This window comes from Brevundimonas sp. UBA4553, assembly GCF_002387245.1.
Taxonomy (GTDB): Bacteria; Pseudomonadota; Alphaproteobacteria; order Caulobacterales; family Caulobacteraceae; genus Brevundimonas.
Genome location: NZ_DGLD01000002.1, coordinates 1 through 18,895, shown reverse-complemented (window position 1 = coordinate 18,895; position 18,895 = coordinate 1). Strand labels below are relative to the sequence as shown.

Below are 18,895 nucleotides of genomic sequence, written 5' to 3'. Positions count from 1 at the left end.
TCGCGGCCCACGGGGTTCAGGCGGCGGCGAGACGATCCATTTCCGCCGTCAGGGCCTCGGCCTGGCGGGCCAGTTCGCCCGAGGCGTTGAGCAGTTCCGAAGAGGCGTCGCTGGTCTGAACCGCCGCGGCGTTGACCCCGGCGATGCTGGTCGAGACCTGACGCGTGCCCTCGGCGACCTGGGTCACATTGGCGGCGATCTCGCGGGTGGCGGCGGACTGCTCCTCCACCGCCCCGGCGATGGCGGAGGCGATGTCGGCCACCTTTCGGATGGTGTCGGTGATGCTGCCGATGGCCCCGACCGAGGTCTGGGTCGCCGACTGCATGGCCGAGACCTGGGACGAGATTTCGTGTGTCGCCCGCGCCGTCTGGTCCGACAGGCTCTTCACCTCCGAGGCCACGACGGCGAAGCCCTTGCCCGCCTCGCCCGCCCGCGCCGCCTCGATGGTGGCGTTCAGCGCCAGGAGCTTGGTCTGGCCGGCGATGTCGTTGATCAGGGTGACCACGTTGCCGATCTTCTGCGCCGCCTCGGCCAGGGTGCGGATGGCCTCGCTGGTGCGGTCGGCCTCGGTCACGGCGTGCTGGGAGATGCTGCTGGACTCGGCCACCTGACGCGCGATCTCGCTGATGGAGGCGGTCAGTTCCTCGCCCGCCGAGGACACGGTCTGGACGTTGACCGAGGTGACCTCGGCCGCCGCCGTCACCGCCCCGGCCTGGCGCGTGGTTTCCTCGGCCGTGCCGGCCATGCCCTCGGCGGTGGCCCGCATCTGCGAGGCCGCCGAGGCGACGATGCCCGAGATTTCCGTGACCCGCGCCGCCACCTGTTTCTGGGCGGTGATGTCGGTGGCGTATTTGACCACCTTGAAGGCCCGGCCGTTCAGATCGAGGATCGGGTTGTAGCTGGCCTGGATCCAAATCTCGCGCCCGCCCTTGCCGATGCGGCGATACTGGCCCGCGTCATAATCCCCGCGCCGCAGCTTGTCCCAGAAGGCCAGATAGTCGGGCGAGCGGTCCTGGCCCGGCTCGACGAACAGGCTGTGGTGACGCCCCACCACCTCGTCGCGACGATAGCCGACGGTCGTCAGGAAGTTGTCGTTGGCGTCGCGGATGGTGCCGTCCATGTTGAACTCGATCACCGCCTGGGCCTTGTTGATGGCCGCGATCTGGCCCTCGAAATTGGCGGTGGCCAGCTTCTGATCGGTGATGTCGGTGGCGTATTTCACCACCCTGAACGGCGCGCCGCGCGCATCGAGGATGGGGTTGTAGCTGGCCTGGATCCAGACCTCGCGCCCGTCCTTGCCGAGCCGCCGATACTGGCCCGCGTCGTATTCGCCCCGCCCCAGCTTCTCCCAGAAGGCGCGATAGGCGCCGGACTGCACCTCGACCGGATCGACGAACATCGAATGATGGCGGCCGACAATATCCTCCAGCCGATAGCCCACTGTGTTCAGGAAGTTGCCGTTAGCACTCTGAATCACGCCGTCCAGACCGAACTCGATCACCGCCTGGGCCTTGCTCAGCGCCTCCAGCATCCCGGCGTGCTTGCGCAGTTCGGTGACGTCGTTCCACTCCAGCACATTGCCGACGTAGTCGCCGCCGGCGTCCAGCACCGACATGACCCGCAGGGCGAAGCGCAGGTCGCCGACGCTGATCTCGGCGATGTGCGGACGGGCCAGCGGCTGGGCCAGCATGGCGCGCTGGTGCGCCGGATCCTTGTGAAAGACGTCGATGGAGGTCCCGATCATCCGCTCCAGCGACACGCCGGGGAAGGCCTTGGCGAACGCCCCCTCATGGGCCTTCAACAGGGCGCGGGTGGCGTCGTTCAGATCGACGATGGTCAGGTCGCGATCGACCATCATCAGGGCTGCGGAGGTCGAGCGGATCACCGCGCGGGCGAAGGCGTCGGGGTCCGGCCCCACGATCAGGTCGTCCAGCGGCTCAGCGACGGCGGTGCGCGACATGGCAGGCTCCTTGAGGGTCGGCTCAGGCGGCGACGGCCGGAGCGGACAGGGTGAAGGTCTGTTCGATGTTGAGGATCAGCAGGGAGGCGTCGTCGTGACGGTAGAGGCCGTCGCACAGGGCCCGCCATTCGGGCGCGAGGGTGACGGGTAGAGGCTCTCTGGCCGCGCGCTCCAGCCACAGGACGTCGCCGACGTCCTCGACCTGAAGGGCGTAGAGCTCGCCCCCGCGCTCGACGATGACGCTCATGTGCGGCTGGCCGACCGCGCGCGGCGGCAGGCCCAGGCGACGGCGCATGTCGACGGCGGTGATGATGCGGCCGCGCAGGTTCAGCGACCCGGCCACCTCGAACGGGGCCAGAGGCACGCGGTCAATGCGCACCGGGGCGATCACGTCCTGAACCCGCAACAGCGGCACGCCGATCATCTGGTCGCCGACACGGACGGCGACCAGGCCTTCAAGCCCGGTGTCGGATGAAGCGGGCGTCATGCGGCCTCCTGATCTTGCGAGAGAACATCGGCCACGTCGCTCAACAGAGCGTCCGGCGACGGACCGGCGAGGGTCTGGACGCCGAGCCCCAGCAGGGGCGTGGCGTGCCAGGCAGAGGCCTGACCGAAGGCGACCGCCATCCGTCGCGCGGCGGCGCCGGCGGTGCTGGTGTCGGCCAGGATCAGGTCGAAGGCGGCGCCCGCGTCATGCAGGGCCAAGGCCGCCTCGGGATCGATCGCCACCTCCACCTCATAGCCCGCCTGCGCCAGCAAGGGTCCCAGCAGCATCCGCACGAAGGGGCTGTCGTCCACGACCAGCAGGCGCTTGGCCTCCTGAACAGCAGCCCCGGCGCGCGGATCGGCCGGGCCGTCGCAGCGCCGCCAGTAGAAGTCCACGTCAATCAGTTCGGTCGCCCGGCCCGCCACCACGACGCTGCCGCTGACGCCGGTGGACGCCCCCGCCAGTTCCGCGGTCGCCGCCGCCTCGACGATGTCCACGATCTCCTCGGCCATCAAACCCAGGCTGCGGTCACCGCGCGAGAAGACCAGCAGGGGGCGCTTCTCGGGCGGGCGCTGGTTCAGGGCGGCGCCGTCGGCGCCGAGCACCGGCGTCAACTGGCCGCGATACTGGATCAGAGAGCGGCCGTCGGCCCATTCCAGGGCGGCCGGCTCCACCTCCTCGATGCGCGCCACCCCCGCCAGGGGCGCGGCCTTCAGCCCGCCGTCGGCCGCGCGGAAGACCAGCAGGGATTCCGTCCGGTCGTCGGAAACAGCGGCCTCGACGGCCATGTCCTCGCCCCCGGTCAGCAGCCCCCCCGCGCCCGCCTCGACCGCCATGCCCTTGAAGTCCAAGATCATGATGACCGCCCCGTCGCCGAGGATCGTGGCCCCGGAATAGAGCTTCAGGTGGCGAAGGATGGCGGCCACCGGCTTGACCACGATCTCCTCGGTGTCGAACACCCGGTCGACGATGACGCCGAAGTCGAAGGCCCCGACGCGGGCCACGACGATACAGGCCTCGCCGCGCGGCCCCTCGGGCGCCTCCAGTCCCAGCAGGGCCTGAAGCGATACCAGCGGCAGCAGCCGGTTGCGCAGCCGCAGCACCTCGGCGCCGTTGATCTGTTCGATGCGGCGGCCGGCTGCGCCGTTGGCGCTGACCAGTTCGATGATGCTGGCTTGGGGCATGGCGAAGCGTTCGCCGCAGCATTCGACCACCAGACCGGCGATGATGCTGAGCGTCAGGGGGATGCGGATGGTGAAGCGCGTCCCCTGCCCCTCGACCGAGGTCAGTTCGACGGCGCCGCCGATGGCCTCGATATTGGTGCGGACCACGTCCATGCCGACGCCGCGCCCCGACACCGCCGTCACCGAGGCGGCGGTCGAAAAACCGGGCAGGAAGATCATCTGGCGCGCCTCGGCGTCGCTCATGGCCGCCGCCTGGGTCGGGGTGATCAGTCCCGCCTCGATCGCCTTGTCCCGGATGCGCGCGGCGGGCAGGCCGCGACCGTCGCTCGATCAGGATAGCCCCGCCCTCGTGCCGGGCCGAAAGGGCGATCCGGCCCGTCTCGGGCTTGCCCGCCGCCCGGCGTTGCTCCGGCGTTTCCAGCCCATGATCGGCGGCGTTGCGGATCATGTGGGTCAGGGGGTCGCGGATCAGCTCCATGACCTGACGATCCAGCTCGGTGTCCTCGCCGGTCATGATCAGGTCGATACGCTTGCCCAGGTCCGAGGCCAGGTCGCGCACCAGTCGCGGCAGCTTGGCCCAGGCCCCGCTGATCGGCTGCATCCGGGTGGTCATCACCCCTTCCTGCAGTTCGCTGGTCACCTGGTTCAGGCGATGCAGCGGCCCGGCGAAGGGGGTCTCGGGCTGGTCGCGCAGGGTCTGGATCAGTTGATTGCGGATCAGCACCAGCTCGCTGACCATGGTCATCAGGCCTTCCAGCGTCTCGACGCCGACGCGGATGGTCTGGGAGCCCTTGGCCGGTTCGGCGCGGTCGGCGCGGGCGGGTTCGGCCTCGCGCTCGACGGGCGGGGCGAGAAGCGTGTCGACCGCCTCGCTATCCGCTTCCAGATCGATCAGGTTCTGACGCACGGCCTGAACGAAGGCGGCTTCATGCGACGCCAGGGCCTCGCCGAAGGTCTCGGCCAGAGCACGCTGCAAGGCGCCGGGCGCCGCCGTGGCCCGGGCCACGCCGCACAGGGCCTCGCGCCATTCCGCTTGCACCCGGTCGAGGTCGATGCCGGCGAAGAGGGGGCCGATGTCGGGGGCCGTGACCAGAACCGCCAGCGCGCCTTCGCAGGCGGCGTCCAGCGTGGCCTCGCCGCCCACCCGGTCCAGCGGGGGGCGCGACGCGGCGGGCGCAAGCGCCGCCGGGGTGCTGTCGCCCGCATGGATACGGTCCAGCCGCGCGATCAGGGCGCGGTCGTCGCCTTCGGGTTCGACGCCGGTGTCCGCCAGCCCCTCGATCACGGCGCGGACCACGTCCACCGCGTCGAGGATGACGGTGACCGACGTCGCGTCCACCGCCAGCGTCCCGTCGCGATAGAGGCCCAGCACGTTCTCGGCGGCATGGGTCACGGTCTGCAACCGCATCAGGCCAAGGAAGCCCGACCCGCCCTTCAGGCTGTGGATCAGGCGGAAGATGTCCGCCAGCAGGTCCGGGTCGTCCGGCGTCTGCTCGAAGCGGACCAGCTTGGCGTCCACCGCCTCGATCCCCTCGCGGGCCTCGGCGACGAATTCGTTGATGACGTCGTCCACGGTCGATCGCCCCATCCAGAGCGACCGAGCCGCCGCCCTCCCTGCACGCAACCATGAGTCGCATCGGTTAAGCCAAGCTTAAATTTATGCAGCTTAAAAGTGTATCGCCATCCCTGGGGTGGCGCGTCCTTCAATCACCGCGGCCGGTTCGGCCGCGCCCGTGCAACGAGGAATGGAATGGCCGCGGACAAGAGCATGAACGTCCTGGTGGTGGACGACTACAAGTCGATGGTGAGGATCGTGCGGGGGATGCTGAACCAGCTGGGCTTCGTCAACGTCGACGACGCGCCCGACGGGGCGGCGGCGATGGCCCTGCTGAAGGAGAAGTCATACGGCCTGGTCCTGTCGGACTGGAACATGCAGCCGGTCACCGGGCTGGAGTTGTTGAAACAGGTCCGCGCCGAGGAAAAGACCAAGGCCACGCCCTTCGTCATGGTCACCGCCGAGGCCAAGGTCGAGAACGTCATCGCCGCGCGTCAGGCCGGGGTGAACAACTACGTCATCAAGCCCTTCACCCTGGCGGTGCTGAAGCAGAAGCTGACCTCGGTCGTGGGCGAGATCTGACCATGACGCCGCAACAGATCCTGGCGGAGATCGATCATCTGAGACGCGAACTGGCGATCGCCGCCGACGACCTGCTGTCCGCCGCCGAACAGGGCCTCGCGCTAACGCAGGACCAGCCCCTGGACGCCGAGGCGGTGGCCGCGAGTTTCCACCGGGTTCTCGCGGCCTGCAGCTTTCAGGACCTGGCGGACCAGAGGATCGACCGGCTGCTGACCGTCTTGACCGGGCGCAAAGCCCCGCCCCGCCCCGACGCCGCCCTGCTGAACGGCCCGGCGCTGGCGGGCGAGGCGGGCCTGAACCAGTCGGCGGCGGACGCCCTGCTGAAGACATAGGCACCACACCCCTCCCCGCTCATCCCGGCGGACGCCGGGGTGAGCGGGAGCAAGAGAAGGCGCCAATATCCCCCCAACGCCTTGCCAAGCCGCCGCCAAAGGGGTGCAGTAGGGCTTCGTTCCGCAGTCACCGATCGGGCGCCGCCATCCTGAAGTTCAGTTCCAGCCGGTCCGCCCAATGACCAGCCCTGACGCCCCCGCCCGCGTCCGCACCGGGGCGCTCGCGCCGCTGAACCATCCGATTTTCCGCGCCGTCTGGATCACCAGTCTGGTGACCAATTTCGGGGGTCTGATCCAGTCGGTTGGCGCCGCCTGGATGATGTCCTCCATCGCCTCGGCTCAGATGGTGGCCCTGGTGCAGGCGTCCGTCACCCTGCCGATCATGCTGCTGTCCCTGGCGGCGGGAGCCCTAGCCGACACGGTGGACAGGCGCAGGATCATGCTGGCGGCCCAGAGCTTCATGCTGCTGGTCTCCGCCGGTCTGGCCGCCATGACCTGGCTGGGCCTGATCACGCCCTGGGTGCTGCTGAGCTTCACCTTCCTGATCGGTTGCGGCACGGCGTTCAACGGGCCGGCCTGGCAGGCGTCGGTCGGCGACATGGTCCCGCGCGAGGACCTGGCCGGGGCGGTGACCCTGAACTCCATGGGCTTCAACATGGCCCGCAGCGTCGGCCCGGCCATCGGCGGCATGATCGTGGCGGCGGCGGGGGCTGCCGCGGCCTTCGCCGTCAACGCCGTCAGCTATCTGGGGCTGCTGGTCGTCCTGTTCCGCTGGAAGCCCGAACGGCCCAAGCAGACCCTGCCGCGCGAGGGGCTGCTCGCCGCCATGGCCGGCGGCGTGCGCTACGCCTTCCTGTCGCCGCGCGTGACGGCGGTGCTGCTGCGCGCCGTGGTCTTCGGCGTCGGCGCCAGCGCGGTTCAGGCCCTGATGCCGCTGGTCGCGCGCGAGGGCGGCGGCGGCCCCCTGATTTTCGGTCTGTTGCTCGGCGCCTTCGGGATTGGCGCGGTGGGCGGCGCCCTGTTCGTCGGCAAGCTGCGCGCGAAGTACGAGACCGAGGCCATCGTCCGCATCGCCGGTCTGGCCTTCGCCGCCGCGGCGGCGACCATCGGCTACAGCCCCTGGCTGATCCTGACCCTGCCGGCCCTGATGATCGCCGGCGCTGGCTGGGTTCTGGTGCTGTCGACTTTCAACGTCACGGTGCAGATGTCGGTGCCGCGTTGGGTCGTCGCGCGGGCGCTGGCCCTTTATCAGATGGCCGCGTTCGGCGGCATGGCGGGCGGCAGCTGGTTGTGGGGATCCCTGGCCCAGAGCCAGGGTCTGGACGCCGCCCTGGGCCTGTCCGCCGGCGTGCTGCTGCTGTCGGTGGTGATCGGTCTGCGTGTCCCCCTGCCCTCGACCGCCAACCTGAACATGGACCTGCTGCGCCGCTGGACCGAGCCTCAGACGCAGCTTCCCATCGAGCCGCGCAGCGGGCCGATCGTCGTCTCCATCGCCTATCGCATCCGGGAACAGGACATCGACGCCTTCCTGGCCGTGATGGACGAGCGCCGCCGGGTGCGCCGCCGCGACGGCGCCCGCCAGTGGCGCCTGCTGCGCGACCTGGCCGAGCCGGATATCTGGGTCGAGAAGTATCAGACCGCGACCTGGCTGGATTATGTGCGCCACAACCAGCGTATCACCCAGGCGGACGCCGACATCTCGCAGCGAATCTACGCCCTGCATCAGGGCCCGGACAAGCCGGTGGTGCACCGCCTGATCGAGCGGACCACCGCCCCGCTGGCCGCCAACCTGCACGAGGATCGCCACTACGGCGAGCCTCTGACCGACGCCACGCGGTCGTCCTGATGACGCCGCCCCAAGCCCGTCACGACTGGTGGCGCGGGGCCGTGATCTACCAGATCTACCCGCGCAGTTTCGCCGACACGAACGGCGACGGGATCGGCGACCTGAAGGGGATTACGGCGCATCTGGACCACGTGGCCTCTCTGGGCGTGGACGCCGTGTGGATCTCGCCCTTCTATCCCTCGCCGATGAAGGACTTCGGCTATGACGTCGCCGACTATTGCGGCGTCGATCCGGTGTTCGGGACCCTGGCCGATTTCGACGCCCTGCTGGCGAAGGCTCACGGTCTGGGGCTGAGGGTCATCGTTGATCAGGTGTGGTCGCACACCTCGGACCAGCACCCGTGGTTTCAGGCCAGCCGACGGGATCGGACCGGCCCCCATGCCGACTGGTATGTCTGGGCTGACGCCAGGGCCGACGGATCGCCGCCGAACAACTGGCAGTCGGTCTTTGGCGGGCCGGGCTGGACCTGGGACGCGCGGCGCGGGCAATATTATCAGCACAACTTCCTGCCCGAGCAGCCGCAGTTGAACGGCCGCCACCCGGCGGTGCAGGACGCCCTGCTGGCCGCCGCCGAGTTCTGGCTGGACCGGGGTGTCGACGGCTTTCGACTGGACGCGATCAACTTCATGATCGGCGACCCCGACTTGCGCGACAATCCGCCCCTGCCCCCCGGCGGCAGACGCACCCGGCCGTTCGATTTTCAGGACAAGGTCCACAACCAGTCGTCGCCCGACATCCTGCCCTTTCTCGAACGGGTGCGGGCGCTGACAGAGCGCTACGACGGCGACCGCTTCACCGTGGCCGAGATTCCCGGCGATCACGCCGCGCGCGAGATGAAGGCCTTCACCGCCGAGGGGCGGCTGAACAGCGCCTATGGCTTCCTCTACCTCTACGCCGACCGGCTGACCGCGGATCTGGTCAGGACGGGCGCGAAAATGTGGCCGGGCGAGGCGGACGAAGGCTGGCCGTCGTGGGCCTTTTCCAACCATGACGCGCCGCGCGTCGTGTCGCGCTGGGCCGAGGGCCGCGACGAACGGGCGCTGGCCGAAATGCTGATGCTGCTGCTGGTCTGCCTGCGCGGCGACGTCTTCGTCTACTATGGCGAGGAGCTGGGCCTGCCTCAGGGAGAGGTGCCCTACGACCGCCTGGTCGATCCCGAGGCCATCGCCAACTGGCCGCAGACCCTGGGCCGCGACGGCGCCCGCACCCCTATGCCGTGGCGAGCCGGCGCGCCCTTCGCCGGCTTCTCGACCGTTGAGCCCTGGCTGCCGATCGACGCCCGCCATCCGGCGCTGGCGGTGGACGCGCAGGAGGCCGATCCGAACTCCATGCTGAAGGCCACGCGCCGCATCCTGGGCCTGCGCCGGGCCTGTCCCGCTCTGCGCATCGGGGACATGACCGTGCTGACGACCCACCCCCTTCTGACCATCACGCGCGAAGGCGACGGCGAGACCCTGCTGGCGGCCTTCAACCCCGGACACGAGGCGCAAGACTGGAGCGTCCCCGAAGGCTATGTCGTTGTCGATAGCGTCAATGTCACGCAAGCCGGAATCCTGCCGCCGCTGGGCGGCGTGCTGCTGCGCCGGACAGAGACCTAGCCCGCATTCAAGGCCTTGCCGCGGCGAGAGAATTTCCGCTCATGTTTGGGCGGGTCCGAGCCAAACCGTTTCACGGCCGCCCCATGTTGCAATGCACACACCCCTCCAACGCTCGACAAACGCAAAAACTGGTCTAGGGAAACGGCGCGGGCAACTTCGCGTAAGGTCAAGACCATGAAGATCGCAGTCCTGGGCGCCGGCGTCATCGGGGTGACGACCGCCCACTATCTGGCCAGGGCCGGCCACGAGGTCACGGTGATCGACCGCCAGAGCGGTCCGGCGCTGGAGACCAGCTTCGCCAACGCGGGCGAGATCTCGCCCGGCTATTCTTCGCCCTGGGCCGCGCCGGGCATTCCGGCGAAGGCGGTCAAGTGGCTGTTCATGCGCCACGCCCCGCTGATCCTGCAGCCCCACATGAACGTGGCGACCGTGCGCTGGCTTCTGGCCCTGCTGCGCAACTGCACCTCGGCCCGCTATGCGCTGAACAAGGCGCGGATGGTGCGTCTGGCCGAATACAGCCAGGAGGTGCAGACCGCCCTGAATACCGAACTGGACCTGCAGTACGATCACCGCACGCAGGGCACCCTGCAGCTCTTCCGCACGCAGAAGCAACTGGACGGCATCTACAAGGACACCGAGGTCCTGCGTCAGGGCGGCGTGCCGTTCGAGGTGCTGGACCAGGATGGCTGCATCGCCGCCGAGCCGGGCCTGGCGGCCACGCGCGATCTGTTCGTCGGCGGCCTGCGCCTGCCCAGGGACGAGACCGGCGACTGCTTCAAGTTCACCAATGCTCTGGGCGATGTGGCGATCGGGCAAGGCGTGACCTTCCTCTACGACACCGCCATCAAGGCCCTGATCACCGACAAGGGCCGCATCGCGGGCGTCGAGACCAGCCGGGGCCGGATCACCGCCGACGCCTATGTTCTCGCCCTGGGCAGCCATTCGCCGCAGATGGTCAAGCCGCTGGGCCTGACCCTGCCGGTCTATCCGGTGAAGGGCTATTCGATCACCGCCCCGATCGTGAACGAGCCCGCCGCTCCCGTCTCGACCATCATGGACGAGAGCTACAAGGTGGCCATCACCCGTCTGGGCGACCGGATCCGCGTCGGCGGCATGGCCGAGATATCGGGCTACAACAACGTCCTGCCGGAGCAGCGCCGCAATACCCTGGAGCACTCTGTGGGTTCGCTCTTCCCCGGCGCGGGCGATCTGAAGGCGGCCACCTACTGGTCCGGCCTTCGCCCGATGACGCCGGACGGCACTCCGGTCATCGGGAAGACGAAGTTCGACAACCTGTTCCTGAACACCGGCCACGGGACGCTGGGATGGACCATGGCCTGCGGCTCGGCCCGCGTCATCGCCGACATCATCAGCGGCAAGACCCCGGACATCGAGACGGCCGACCTGGGGATCGCCCGCTACGGCTAATCATCCCTTCTCCCCTTGCGGGAGAAGGACCTATTCCTGCCTCGCCTTCGCGGCTACGGAGCGCAGACCCAGCAGCAGGGCGTCGCTGACGGCGTCGGCCTTGCAGCCGCCGGTCAGGATCAACCGCATGGCCTGGACGTGGACCGCGACTGTGGGCCAGTTCCAGGCGCCGCCGGTCTGCATCCGGTCGGCCACGTCGCACAGGCTGTAGCCCGCGTCATACAGCGGGCCTGTGTCGAAGAACCCGGCGGTGTCCAGCAGCGATGAGGCCAGGCGGTAGACCTGAGCCTCGCTGCCGGGCGCTGCCGCCGCCACGACCAGCTCCAGCTCGGTGATCGTGCCGCCGACGGTGATCATGACGTCGTCGCGGTGGCGCTCCAGCCGCTCGTTGGCGCGGCGCTCGATGTCGGCGACAGAGCGTCCGCCCGGTTGGGCCATCTGGCGCGCGAGCGTGGTCTTGATCTTCAGGGTGCGGGCTTCGGTCACTTGGCGGTGCTCACAGGGCGACCCTTTGGGGCTTCATCAGCATGTCGATGTCGGACTGGTCCATGTTTTCCTCGACGGCGGCGCCGACGTGCGTCGACAGATCGCCTTCGCGGCGACCCGGAACGCCCAGCGGCGGACCGAAATTCCGCACGCGTCGATCAGGTCCGACGTAGTTGGCGCTCTCGACGAACTCGCGCTCGTCGCCCGCCAGCCACAGGATGCGTCGCAGCAGGACGGCGGGCGTCAGGGGCTTGGTCACGACAAAGCTGACCCCGCAGTCGCGGCCTTCCTGGACCTTGGCCTGCGAGGCGTGGCCGGTCAGCAGCATGATGGGGATGAAGCGCATGGGCGCGGGGGTCTCGCGCCGCAGCCAGCGGGCGAAGGCGTAGCTGTCCATCTCGGGGTCGGCGCAGTCGATGACGATCAGGTCGACGGCGCGGTTCTGGATAACCCGCACCCCTTCGGTCGCCGAGGCGCACTTGATCTGTTCCTTGACGCCAAAGCCCTGGAACACCGAACTGAGCATGTCCAGCGCCTGGGGATTGTCGTCGATCAGCAAAACAGTCGACTGCTCCAGATTGACGCGGTCTTGAGCGCTCATCGGATCAGTCGAACAGCAGCAGGTCGCCGGACACGGCCACGGGAGCCGAAGTCGCCGGCGACTTCACCCGCAGCGACAGCTCGCGCAGGCGATCGGCCATTTCGGCCAGAGGCAGGGCGGCCAGGGCGGTGTCCATCGGCTGGTCCGCCGCCAGGGCGCCGGCCAGACCGGACAGGGCGTCCACGCGCTGGCTCAGCACGTCGAAGGCCTGCATCCGCGTCAGAAAGGTCAGGCGCTGCTCGGGCGGCGCCAGACGCAGCAGTTCGGCCACCAGGCCGCCCGCCTCGTCCACGCCGGTGCGGATGTCGGCCAGTTCGGCGGCCACCGCCGTCAGCAGTCCCTTGGTGTCGTAGTCGTTCATCAGAACAGCTCCAGCGCACCGGAGTCGACGGGCGGCGGCGGCGGCGGCGTCGGGCGCGGGGCGACCGCATCCGTAACCGCGCGTTGCAGCGCCCGACCGGTCACCGGCCAGTAATGCAGTCGACGCCCCCCGGCGCCCCTGAGGCTGGCGCCGACGACGGGGATGCCCTCGTCGGCCAGAAAACGTTCCGCAAAGTCGGCGTTGGACGTCCCCACGTCCTTCAGAGAGTCGAACATCCGGCCGCCGCCGAACAGTTTGGCTTCCAGACGGTCGCGACGCCCGCCCGCCTTCAAAACGTCGTTGATCAGCAGTTCCATGGCGTAGGCGCCGTAGCGACGCCCCGCGTCCGTTCCGGCCCCCGCCCCTTCGGGCAGGAGGAAGTGGTTCATGCCGCCGATCCCGGCCAGGGGATCGCGCAGGCACATGGCGACGCAGCTGCCGAGGACGGTCGAAAGCACGACGTCGCGGTCGGACGTCACATAGTGATCGCCCTGGCCGACGTGGATCCGACGCTCCGTCATCTGCTGGTCGCCGACGCCAATCATGTCAGCGGGCCGAACACGCCTTCCAGCTTCTCTTTCAGCTGGGCGGTGGTGAAGGGTTTGACCAGATAGTTGTTCACGCCGAACTGCACCGCGCGCTGCACCAACTCGCGATCGGCGCGGCCCGTCAGCATGATGAAGGCGGTCTTGGAGGTCGGCGGGTGGGCGCGGATGGCGCGCAGCAGGCCCAGGCCGTCCAGGTTCGGCATGTTGAAGTCGGAGATCACCAGGTGCACCGGCTTGGCGATGATCGCGCGCAGCGCCAGTTCGCCGTCGGCGGCTTCGGAAATCTCACGCACCCCGATCTGTTGCAGGCTGTTGCGGATCAGGGAACGCATGGTCAGCTGGTCGTCGACGACCAGGACATTGAGGGCGGAGGCGGCAGGCATAGGCGGTCCTTACGCAACAGGCTTTGAGGCGGGCGCAGCGGCGGCGCACAGTTCGAGAATGGCGGGGGCGAGACGGGGCAGAGACAGCTGGCGCTCCACGGCGCCCAGTTCGAAGGCGGCGCGCGGCATGCCGTAGACGACGCTGGAGGCTTCGTCCTGGCCCAGGGTGCGGGCGCCGGCCTGGCGCATGGCCAGAAGCCCCTTGGCCCCGTCCTTGCCCATGCCGGTCAGGATGACGCCGGTCATGTTACGGCCCAGGCGGGCCACTGAGTTGAACAGGACGTCCACCGAGGGGCGGTGGCCGTTGACGGTGTCAGCGGCGACCAGACGGCAACGTCCGCCCGACACCTCCAGGTGCCGCTCGCCGCCGGGGGCGATGTAGACGTGGCCGGGCGCCAGGGGCGCACCGTCGACGGCCTCGGTGACCGTGGCCCCAGACGCCTTGTCCAGGCGCGCGGCGAAGCTCTTGGTGAAGGTGGCGGGCATGTGCTGCGTCACCACGGTCGCGGGACAGTTGGCCGGGAAAGCCGACAGGATGTTCAGCAGGGCCTCGACGCCGCCGGTCGAGGCGCCGATGGCCAGAACATGGTTGGCGTCGGCGCGATAGGCGCCGTCCACCGCGCGCGTCTCACGCGTTTCCAGCGGACGCACCCGCGAGCGGGCGGCGATCTTCACCTTCTCGGCCAGGTCGGCGAAGGCCTCCTGAGCCGGGACGCCGGGCGCGGGCTTGGCGACGGCGTCCACGGCGCCGACTTCCAGCGCCGCCAGGGTGACGTCGGTCCCCGCCTGGGTCAGGGTCGAGACCATGACCACGGGCATGGGCCGCAGCCGCATGATCTTCTCGAGGAACTCCAGCCCGTTCATGTTGGGCATCTCGACGTCCAGGGTGATGACGTCGGGATTCAGCTCCTTGATGGCGGTGCGGGCCTCCAGTGGATCGGCGGCCGAGCCGACCACCGAAATCTCGGGATCGCGACGCAGGACGGCGCTGATCAGACTGCGCATGGTGGCGCTGTCATCGACGACCAGAACGCGGACGGGGGTCTGGCTCATGCCCGCGCGCCCAGTCTGTAGGCGGTCAGGCCGCAGGTCTGCAGCTGCGAGATCGCCGGGCCGCTGACACGTTCCGAATGGCCGATATAGAGGGTGGCGCCGGGCGTCATCATGGGCGTGAAGCGGCCCCAGACCATCTCCTGCGTCGCGTCGTCGAAGTAGATGACCACGTTGCGGCAGAAGATGACGTCGAACTTGCCGCGCATGGGCCAGTCGCCGATCAGGTTCAGCTCACGGAAGGAGACCAGGCGACGCAGGGTGGCGTCGGCGCTGAACTGTCCGGGCGAGCCGGCGACCGGCGTGAAATGCTTGCGGCCCGACGCCGGGACCGGCGACAGCAGTTCCTCGGAATAGACGCCCGCCGCGCCCTCGGCCACCATGTTGGGGTCGATGTCGGTGGCCAGGATGCGCACGTCCAGATCCGCCGCTTCGGGCAGGACGTCCAGCACGGTCAGGGCCATCGAATAGGGCTCCTGTCCGTTGGAACAGGCGGCCGACCACAGCCGCACGCGCCCGCCGGCCCGCGCCCGTGCGGCCAGTTCCGGCATCACCTTGTCGCGCAGGTGATCGAAGTGGTGCGGCTCGCGGTAGAAGCGGGTGACGTTGGTGGTCAGGGCGGCGGTCATGGCCTGACGCTCGTCGACGCCTTCCACGCCCTCGATCAGGGCGCAGTAGTCGCGGAAGCTGCGCAGCCCCAGAACCCGCAGGCGCTTGGCCAGACGGGAATAGACCAGGGCGGCCTTGCCTTCGCTCAGGGCTATGCCGGCGTGGGCGTGCAGGGTCTGGGCGATGTGGCGGAAATCCTCGGCGGTGAAGACGAACTCGCCTTCCACCAGGGACGTGCGCCCGGCGGCGGTCGTCATGCGGCTTCGGCTTCGCTTTCAGCCGGCAGGACGTGCTCCAGATCGATCAGGCTGATCATGCGGCCGCCCTCGACGGCGAAGATGCCCTTGACGAAGGTCTTCACGTGGTCGCTGGCGACATCCGGCGTCGGCTGGATGGTAGAGTCCGTCAGTTGCACGATGTCCGACACCGCATCGACCAGCAGGCCGACCAGACGGCTGCCGATGTGGGCCACCATGATGACGTGGCGGGCGGTCGGCTCGGCCGTGGCCAGGCCGAAGCGGGCGCCCAGGTCGATGATCGGCAGGACGATGCCGCGCAGGTTGATCACGCCCTTCATGTAGGACGGCGAGCGCGGCAGGGGCGTCGCGGGGGTCCAGCCGCGAATCTCGCGGACGTTCATGATGTCGACGCAGAATTCCTGCTCGCCGATGCGGAAGGCGATCAGTTCGCGGTCGGCGCCGGCGACGTTGGAGGTGACTTCGGTCATGGTACTCAGCTCGCCATCTTCAGTTCGGGGCGGTTGGATTTGCGGCGCCCGGCGATGACCAGGGCGTCGATGTCGAGGATCAGGGCGACGCTGCCGTCGCCCAGAATGGTTGCGGCGGAAACGCCGTCGACGTGGCGGTAGTGGGTTTCCAGGCTCTTGATGACCACCTGGCGCTGGCCGTTGATCGCATCCACCAGCAGGGCGGCGCGCGAGCCGGCCTCGGTCTCGACGATCATGACCACCCCGCCCATCAGGGGCGTGGCGTCGTCACGGAAGCCCATGACGCGGCCCACATCCACCAGAGGCACGAACTCTTCACGGAAGCGGATCACGGCGTCATGGCCGCCGACGTAGTGGATGTCCTCGACGCGCGGGGTCAGGCTTTCGACGATCGCCGACAGGGGGGCCACCAGGGTCTGTTCGGCGGCGCCCACCACCATGCCGTCCAGAACGGCCAAGGTCAGCGGCAGGCTGAGGGTGAAGGTCGAACCCTTACCCGGAACCGAACTGATCGAGATGCGCCCGCCCAGGGCCTGGATCGAACGCTTGACCACGTCCATGCCGACGCCGCGGCCCGAGACGTCGGTGACGGTCTCGGCGGTCGAGAAGCCGGGCAGGAAGATCAGATTGTCGACCTCGTCGTCGGTCAGGACGGCGTCCTCGGCGATCAGGCCGCGATCCACGGCGATGCCGCGCACGCGGGGGCGATTGATGCCTTTGCCGTCGTCTGCGATCTCGATGACGATGCGGCCCGAGCGATGCAGGGCGGCCAGACGCACCGTGCCCTCGGCCGGCTTGCCGGCGGCCTCGCGCTCCTCGGGGCTTTCCAGCCCGTGGTCGATGGCGTTGCGCAGCATATGGGTGATCGGCTCAGCCAGGCGCTCGACGACGGTCTTGTCGACCTCGGTGTCCTCGCCCGAAGTGACCAGACGCACGCGCTTGCCGGTCATCTCGGCGACTTCGCGGACCAGACGCGGCATGCGCTGGAACACCGACTTCACCGGCTGGGCGCGGATGGCCATCACGCTGTCCTGGATGTCGCGCGTCAGCAGTTCCAGATCCTCCAGACCCAGGGCGATGTCGGACGACCGGGCCAGGCCGCTCTCCATCACGCGCTGGGCCAGCATGGCCTGCTGGATGACCAGTTCGCCGACCACGTTGATCAGGCGATCGACGCGGTCGAGGTCGACGCGAATGGTGACAGGCGCGACGGCGGCCGGGGCCGAAGGCGCGGCGGTGGGCGTCGGTACGGCGGGCGCAACAGGTTTCGGCGCGGCGGCGACGGGCGCCGGGACGGGAGCGACTGGGGCCGGAGCCGCGACGGCGACCGGGGCGGGCGTCTCGACCGGCGCGGCGGCCTTGGCCAGCAGGGCGGCGAGGTCGAACTCGGGCTCGGCGGGGGCGGCGTCCAGCACCGGCAGCGGCGGCAGGTCCGCCTGGATCGAGGCGCCGCCGTCCAGGGCGGTGATGCTCAGGTCGCAATCCATCTCGACGAAGTCGAAGACGTCGCGGACGGCGGCTTCGGCGGCGTCGCCGTTCAGGACGATGGTCCAGATCAGGTGCGCGTCCTCGGCGTCCAGCGCGTCCAGCATCGGCAGGCCGCTGGCGTCCAGCTCGACCGAGGTCGGACCCAGGCGCGACAGTTCGCGCAGCAGCAGGCTGACGTCGTTGGCGCTGGCGTAGAGGCGCGGATGCGGGCGGAAGACGATGCGCCAGCCGGCGGCCGACGGCGCCGCCAGGTCCGGCAGGTCGAGGGGCGGCAGATCCAGCGCCGGCAGTTCGGCGGGCGCGCCGAAGTCGGCCAGATCCAGCGTCAGGGGCGTGAAGCCGAAGTCGTCTTCGACCGGGGCTGCAGCGACGGGCGCCGGCGCGGCGACGACGCCGTGGGTCAGGACCTCCAGCTCGGCGACCAGACCGGCCGAGCGCGCGGCGTCCACCGGCGCGCCGGTCCCTTGCGCTGCGGCGATATGGTCCGCCAGGACGTCGGAAGCCCGCAGCAGGGTCTTGATCGTGACGTCGTCGCACTCTTTCCGACCCGAGCGCAGCTCATCCATCAGGGTCTCGAAGACGTGGGCGAAGCGCACCAGGTCTTCCAGGCCGAAGGCCCCCGCCCCGCCCTTGACCGAGTGAACGGCGCGGAAGACGGCGTTGATCGTCTCGATGTCGCCCTCGCCGGTTTCCAGCGCCAGCAGGTTGGCTTCCAGGTCGCCCAGCAGTTCGGCGCACTCCTGGAAGAAGGTGACCTTGATGGCCTCGAACGGATCGTCGCTCATAAGTCTGGTGTCCTCAGGCCGCGACGCGACGGACGGCGTCGACCAGCTTGGCCGGGTCGAAGGGCTTGACGATCCAGCCGGTGGCGCCGGCGTCGCGGGCGCGCTGCTTCTTGGCGGCGTCGCTCTCGGTGGTCAGGACCAGCACCGGGGTGGCCTTGTGGTTGGGATCGGCGCGCATGCCCTCGATGAAGCCGAAGCCGTCCATCCGGGGCATGTTGATGTCGGTGATGACGATGTCCGGGCTCTCGGCCTGGAGCACCTCCAGACCGTGGACGCCGTCCTCGGCCTGCACCACCCGATAGCCGGCGTCCTTCAACGCCAGCATCAGCATGTCGCGCATGGTGCGCGAGTCGTCGACGGTCAGAACGGTCTTCATGCGGGTTCGCCTTGCATAGCGAGATCGGAGGCGGAGGCGCCGAAGGCGCTCCATTGCGAGGTGAAAGCCTCGGAGGCATTGACGAAGGTCAAGGCCTGACCGTCGGCGCGCCAGGTCTGGAGCGCCGACAGCAGGACCTGGAGGCACAGGCCGCCCAGGCGTTCGACGGCCGAGGCGTCCAGCGCCGTCTCCTGGCCGCGTACGGCCAGGAGTTGCGCCTTCAGAGGTTCGGCCGCGCGCAGGTCAAGCACGGCCGGAAGGGCGAGAAGCGTCGTCATCAGAACTCTTCCCAGCCGTCTTCGACGGCCTGCGGCTTCAGTGCGGCGCCGCCACGACCGACGGTCTTCAGCGCGGCGACGGTTTGGGCCACGGGTTGCGGGGCGCGGACGGGGGCCGGGGCGGGTTTCGGGGCGGCCGCGACGGGAGCGGCCTGGCCGGTGCGGAAACGCGACACCGAGGCGGCCAGGACGTCGGCCTCCTGGGCCAGAGAGTGGCTGGCGGCGGTGGAT

The 18,895-nt window shown here is 69.2% G+C and carries 19 protein-coding genes and 2 pseudogenes; 5 read left to right on the top strand and 16 right to left on the bottom strand.

What is annotated here, in order from left to right:
- Nucleotides 1-16: 16 nt before the first annotated feature.
- The 4 genes and pseudogenes from B4A39_RS01445 to B4A39_RS16420 form a co-directional block, all read right to left on the bottom strand.
- A complete protein-coding gene (locus tag B4A39_RS01445) occupies nucleotides 17-1,960 on the bottom strand; it encodes a methyl-accepting chemotaxis protein (protein WP_292032482.1) in 1,944 nt (647 codons plus the stop codon).
- 22 nt (nucleotides 1,961-1,982) lie between these two features.
- A complete protein-coding gene (locus tag B4A39_RS01440) occupies nucleotides 1,983-2,447 on the bottom strand; it encodes a chemotaxis protein CheW (RefSeq protein ID WP_292032480.1) in 465 nt (154 codons plus the stop codon).
- Nucleotides 2,444-3,898 (bottom strand): chemotaxis protein CheW, encoded by a 1,455-nt coding sequence (locus B4A39_RS01435; protein WP_292033286.1) that lies wholly within the window; start codon nucleotides 3,896-3,898, stop codon nucleotides 2,444-2,446. Before B4A39_RS01435 ends, B4A39_RS01440 begins: the two co-directional genes overlap by 4 nt.
- A 400-nt stretch (nucleotides 3,899-4,298) precedes the next feature.
- A pseudogene (locus B4A39_RS16420) lies at nucleotides 4,299-5,219 on the bottom strand (Hpt domain-containing protein); the annotation flags it as partial.
- Between the two features lie 162 nt (nucleotides 5,220-5,381).
- Between B4A39_RS16420 and B4A39_RS01425 the strand changes: the two are divergent.
- From B4A39_RS01425 to B4A39_RS01405, 5 genes are all read left to right on the top strand, one after another.
- Nucleotides 5,382-5,768 carry a response regulator gene (locus tag B4A39_RS01425; protein WP_292032476.1) on the top strand — a complete coding sequence of 129 codons (387 nt, stop codon included), beginning with the start codon at nucleotides 5,382-5,384 and terminating at the stop codon, nucleotides 5,766-5,768.
- 2 nt (nucleotides 5,769-5,770) lie between these two features.
- A complete protein-coding gene (locus B4A39_RS01420) occupies nucleotides 5,771-6,100 on the top strand; it encodes a hypothetical protein (protein ID WP_292032475.1) in 330 nt (109 codons plus the stop codon).
- Between the two features lie 178 nt (nucleotides 6,101-6,278).
- A complete protein-coding gene (locus B4A39_RS01415) occupies nucleotides 6,279-7,946 on the top strand; it encodes an MFS transporter (RefSeq protein ID WP_292032472.1) in 1,668 nt (555 codons plus the stop codon).
- Nucleotides 7,946-9,544, top strand: coding sequence for an alpha-glucosidase (locus B4A39_RS01410; protein ID WP_292032471.1), 1,599 nt, complete (start codon nucleotides 7,946-7,948; stop codon nucleotides 9,542-9,544). The genes B4A39_RS01415 and B4A39_RS01410 overlap by 1 nt, the downstream gene beginning before the upstream one ends.
- Nucleotides 9,545-9,559: 15 nt before the next feature.
- Nucleotides 9,560-10,972 (top strand): D-amino acid dehydrogenase, encoded by a 1,413-nt coding sequence (locus B4A39_RS01405; protein ID WP_312217494.1) that lies wholly within the window; start codon nucleotides 9,560-9,562, stop codon nucleotides 10,970-10,972.
- Nucleotides 10,973-11,002: 30 nt separating this feature from the next.
- On the opposite strand, the gene B4A39_RS01400 is transcribed toward B4A39_RS01405, so the two are convergent.
- The 12 genes and pseudogenes from B4A39_RS01400 to B4A39_RS01345 all read right to left on the bottom strand — a co-directional run.
- Nucleotides 11,003-11,458, bottom strand: a complete 456-nt coding sequence (locus B4A39_RS01400) for a chemotaxis protein CheE (RefSeq protein ID WP_292032467.1) — start codon at nucleotides 11,456-11,458, stop codon at nucleotides 11,003-11,005.
- Nucleotides 11,459-11,468: 10 nt separating this feature from the next.
- Nucleotides 11,469-12,059, bottom strand: coding sequence for a response regulator (locus B4A39_RS01395; protein ID WP_292032465.1), 591 nt, complete (start codon nucleotides 12,057-12,059; stop codon nucleotides 11,469-11,471).
- Nucleotides 12,060-12,063: 4 nt separating this feature from the next.
- Complete coding sequence (locus B4A39_RS01390; protein ID WP_292032463.1) at nucleotides 12,064-12,420, bottom strand: hypothetical protein; 357 nt, start codon at nucleotides 12,418-12,420, stop codon at nucleotides 12,064-12,066.
- Nucleotides 12,420-12,965, bottom strand: coding sequence for a chemotaxis protein CheD (locus B4A39_RS01385; protein WP_292032461.1), 546 nt, complete (start codon nucleotides 12,963-12,965; stop codon nucleotides 12,420-12,422). Before B4A39_RS01385 ends, B4A39_RS01390 begins: the two co-directional genes overlap by 1 nt.
- A complete protein-coding gene (locus B4A39_RS01380; RefSeq protein WP_292032458.1) occupies nucleotides 12,962-13,351 on the bottom strand; it encodes a response regulator in 390 nt (129 codons plus the stop codon). Before B4A39_RS01380 ends, B4A39_RS01385 begins: the two co-directional genes overlap by 4 nt.
- A gap of 9 nt (nucleotides 13,352-13,360) precedes the next feature.
- On the bottom strand, nucleotides 13,361-14,404 hold the full coding sequence (locus B4A39_RS01375; protein WP_292032456.1) for a protein-glutamate methylesterase/protein-glutamine glutaminase: 1,044 nt from the start codon (nucleotides 14,402-14,404) through the stop codon (nucleotides 13,361-13,363).
- A complete protein-coding gene (locus B4A39_RS01370) occupies nucleotides 14,401-15,267 on the bottom strand; it encodes a CheR family methyltransferase (protein WP_292032454.1) in 867 nt (288 codons plus the stop codon). The genes B4A39_RS01375 and B4A39_RS01370 overlap by 4 nt, the downstream gene beginning before the upstream one ends.
- Entirely contained in the window at nucleotides 15,264-15,737 is a 474-nt protein-coding gene (locus B4A39_RS01365) for a chemotaxis protein CheW (RefSeq protein ID WP_292032453.1), read from the bottom strand. Before B4A39_RS01365 ends, B4A39_RS01370 begins: the two co-directional genes overlap by 4 nt.
- A 5-nt stretch (nucleotides 15,738-15,742) precedes the next feature.
- Entirely contained in the window at nucleotides 15,743-18,010 is a 2,268-nt protein-coding gene (locus B4A39_RS01360) for a chemotaxis protein CheA (RefSeq protein ID WP_292032451.1), read from the bottom strand.
- A 13-nt stretch (nucleotides 18,011-18,023) separates the two neighbouring features.
- Entirely contained in the window at nucleotides 18,024-18,386 is a 363-nt protein-coding gene (locus tag B4A39_RS01355) for a response regulator (RefSeq protein ID WP_292032448.1), read from the bottom strand.
- Nucleotides 18,383-18,664: an STAS domain-containing protein gene (locus B4A39_RS01350; RefSeq protein WP_292032446.1), complete on the bottom strand. Its 282-nt coding sequence runs from the start codon at nucleotides 18,662-18,664 to the stop codon at nucleotides 18,383-18,385. The genes B4A39_RS01355 and B4A39_RS01350 overlap by 4 nt, the downstream gene beginning before the upstream one ends.
- Nucleotides 18,664-18,895: pseudogene (locus B4A39_RS01345) on the bottom strand (chemotaxis protein); the annotation flags it as partial. The pseudogene B4A39_RS01345 and the gene B4A39_RS01350, both read right to left, overlap by 1 nt.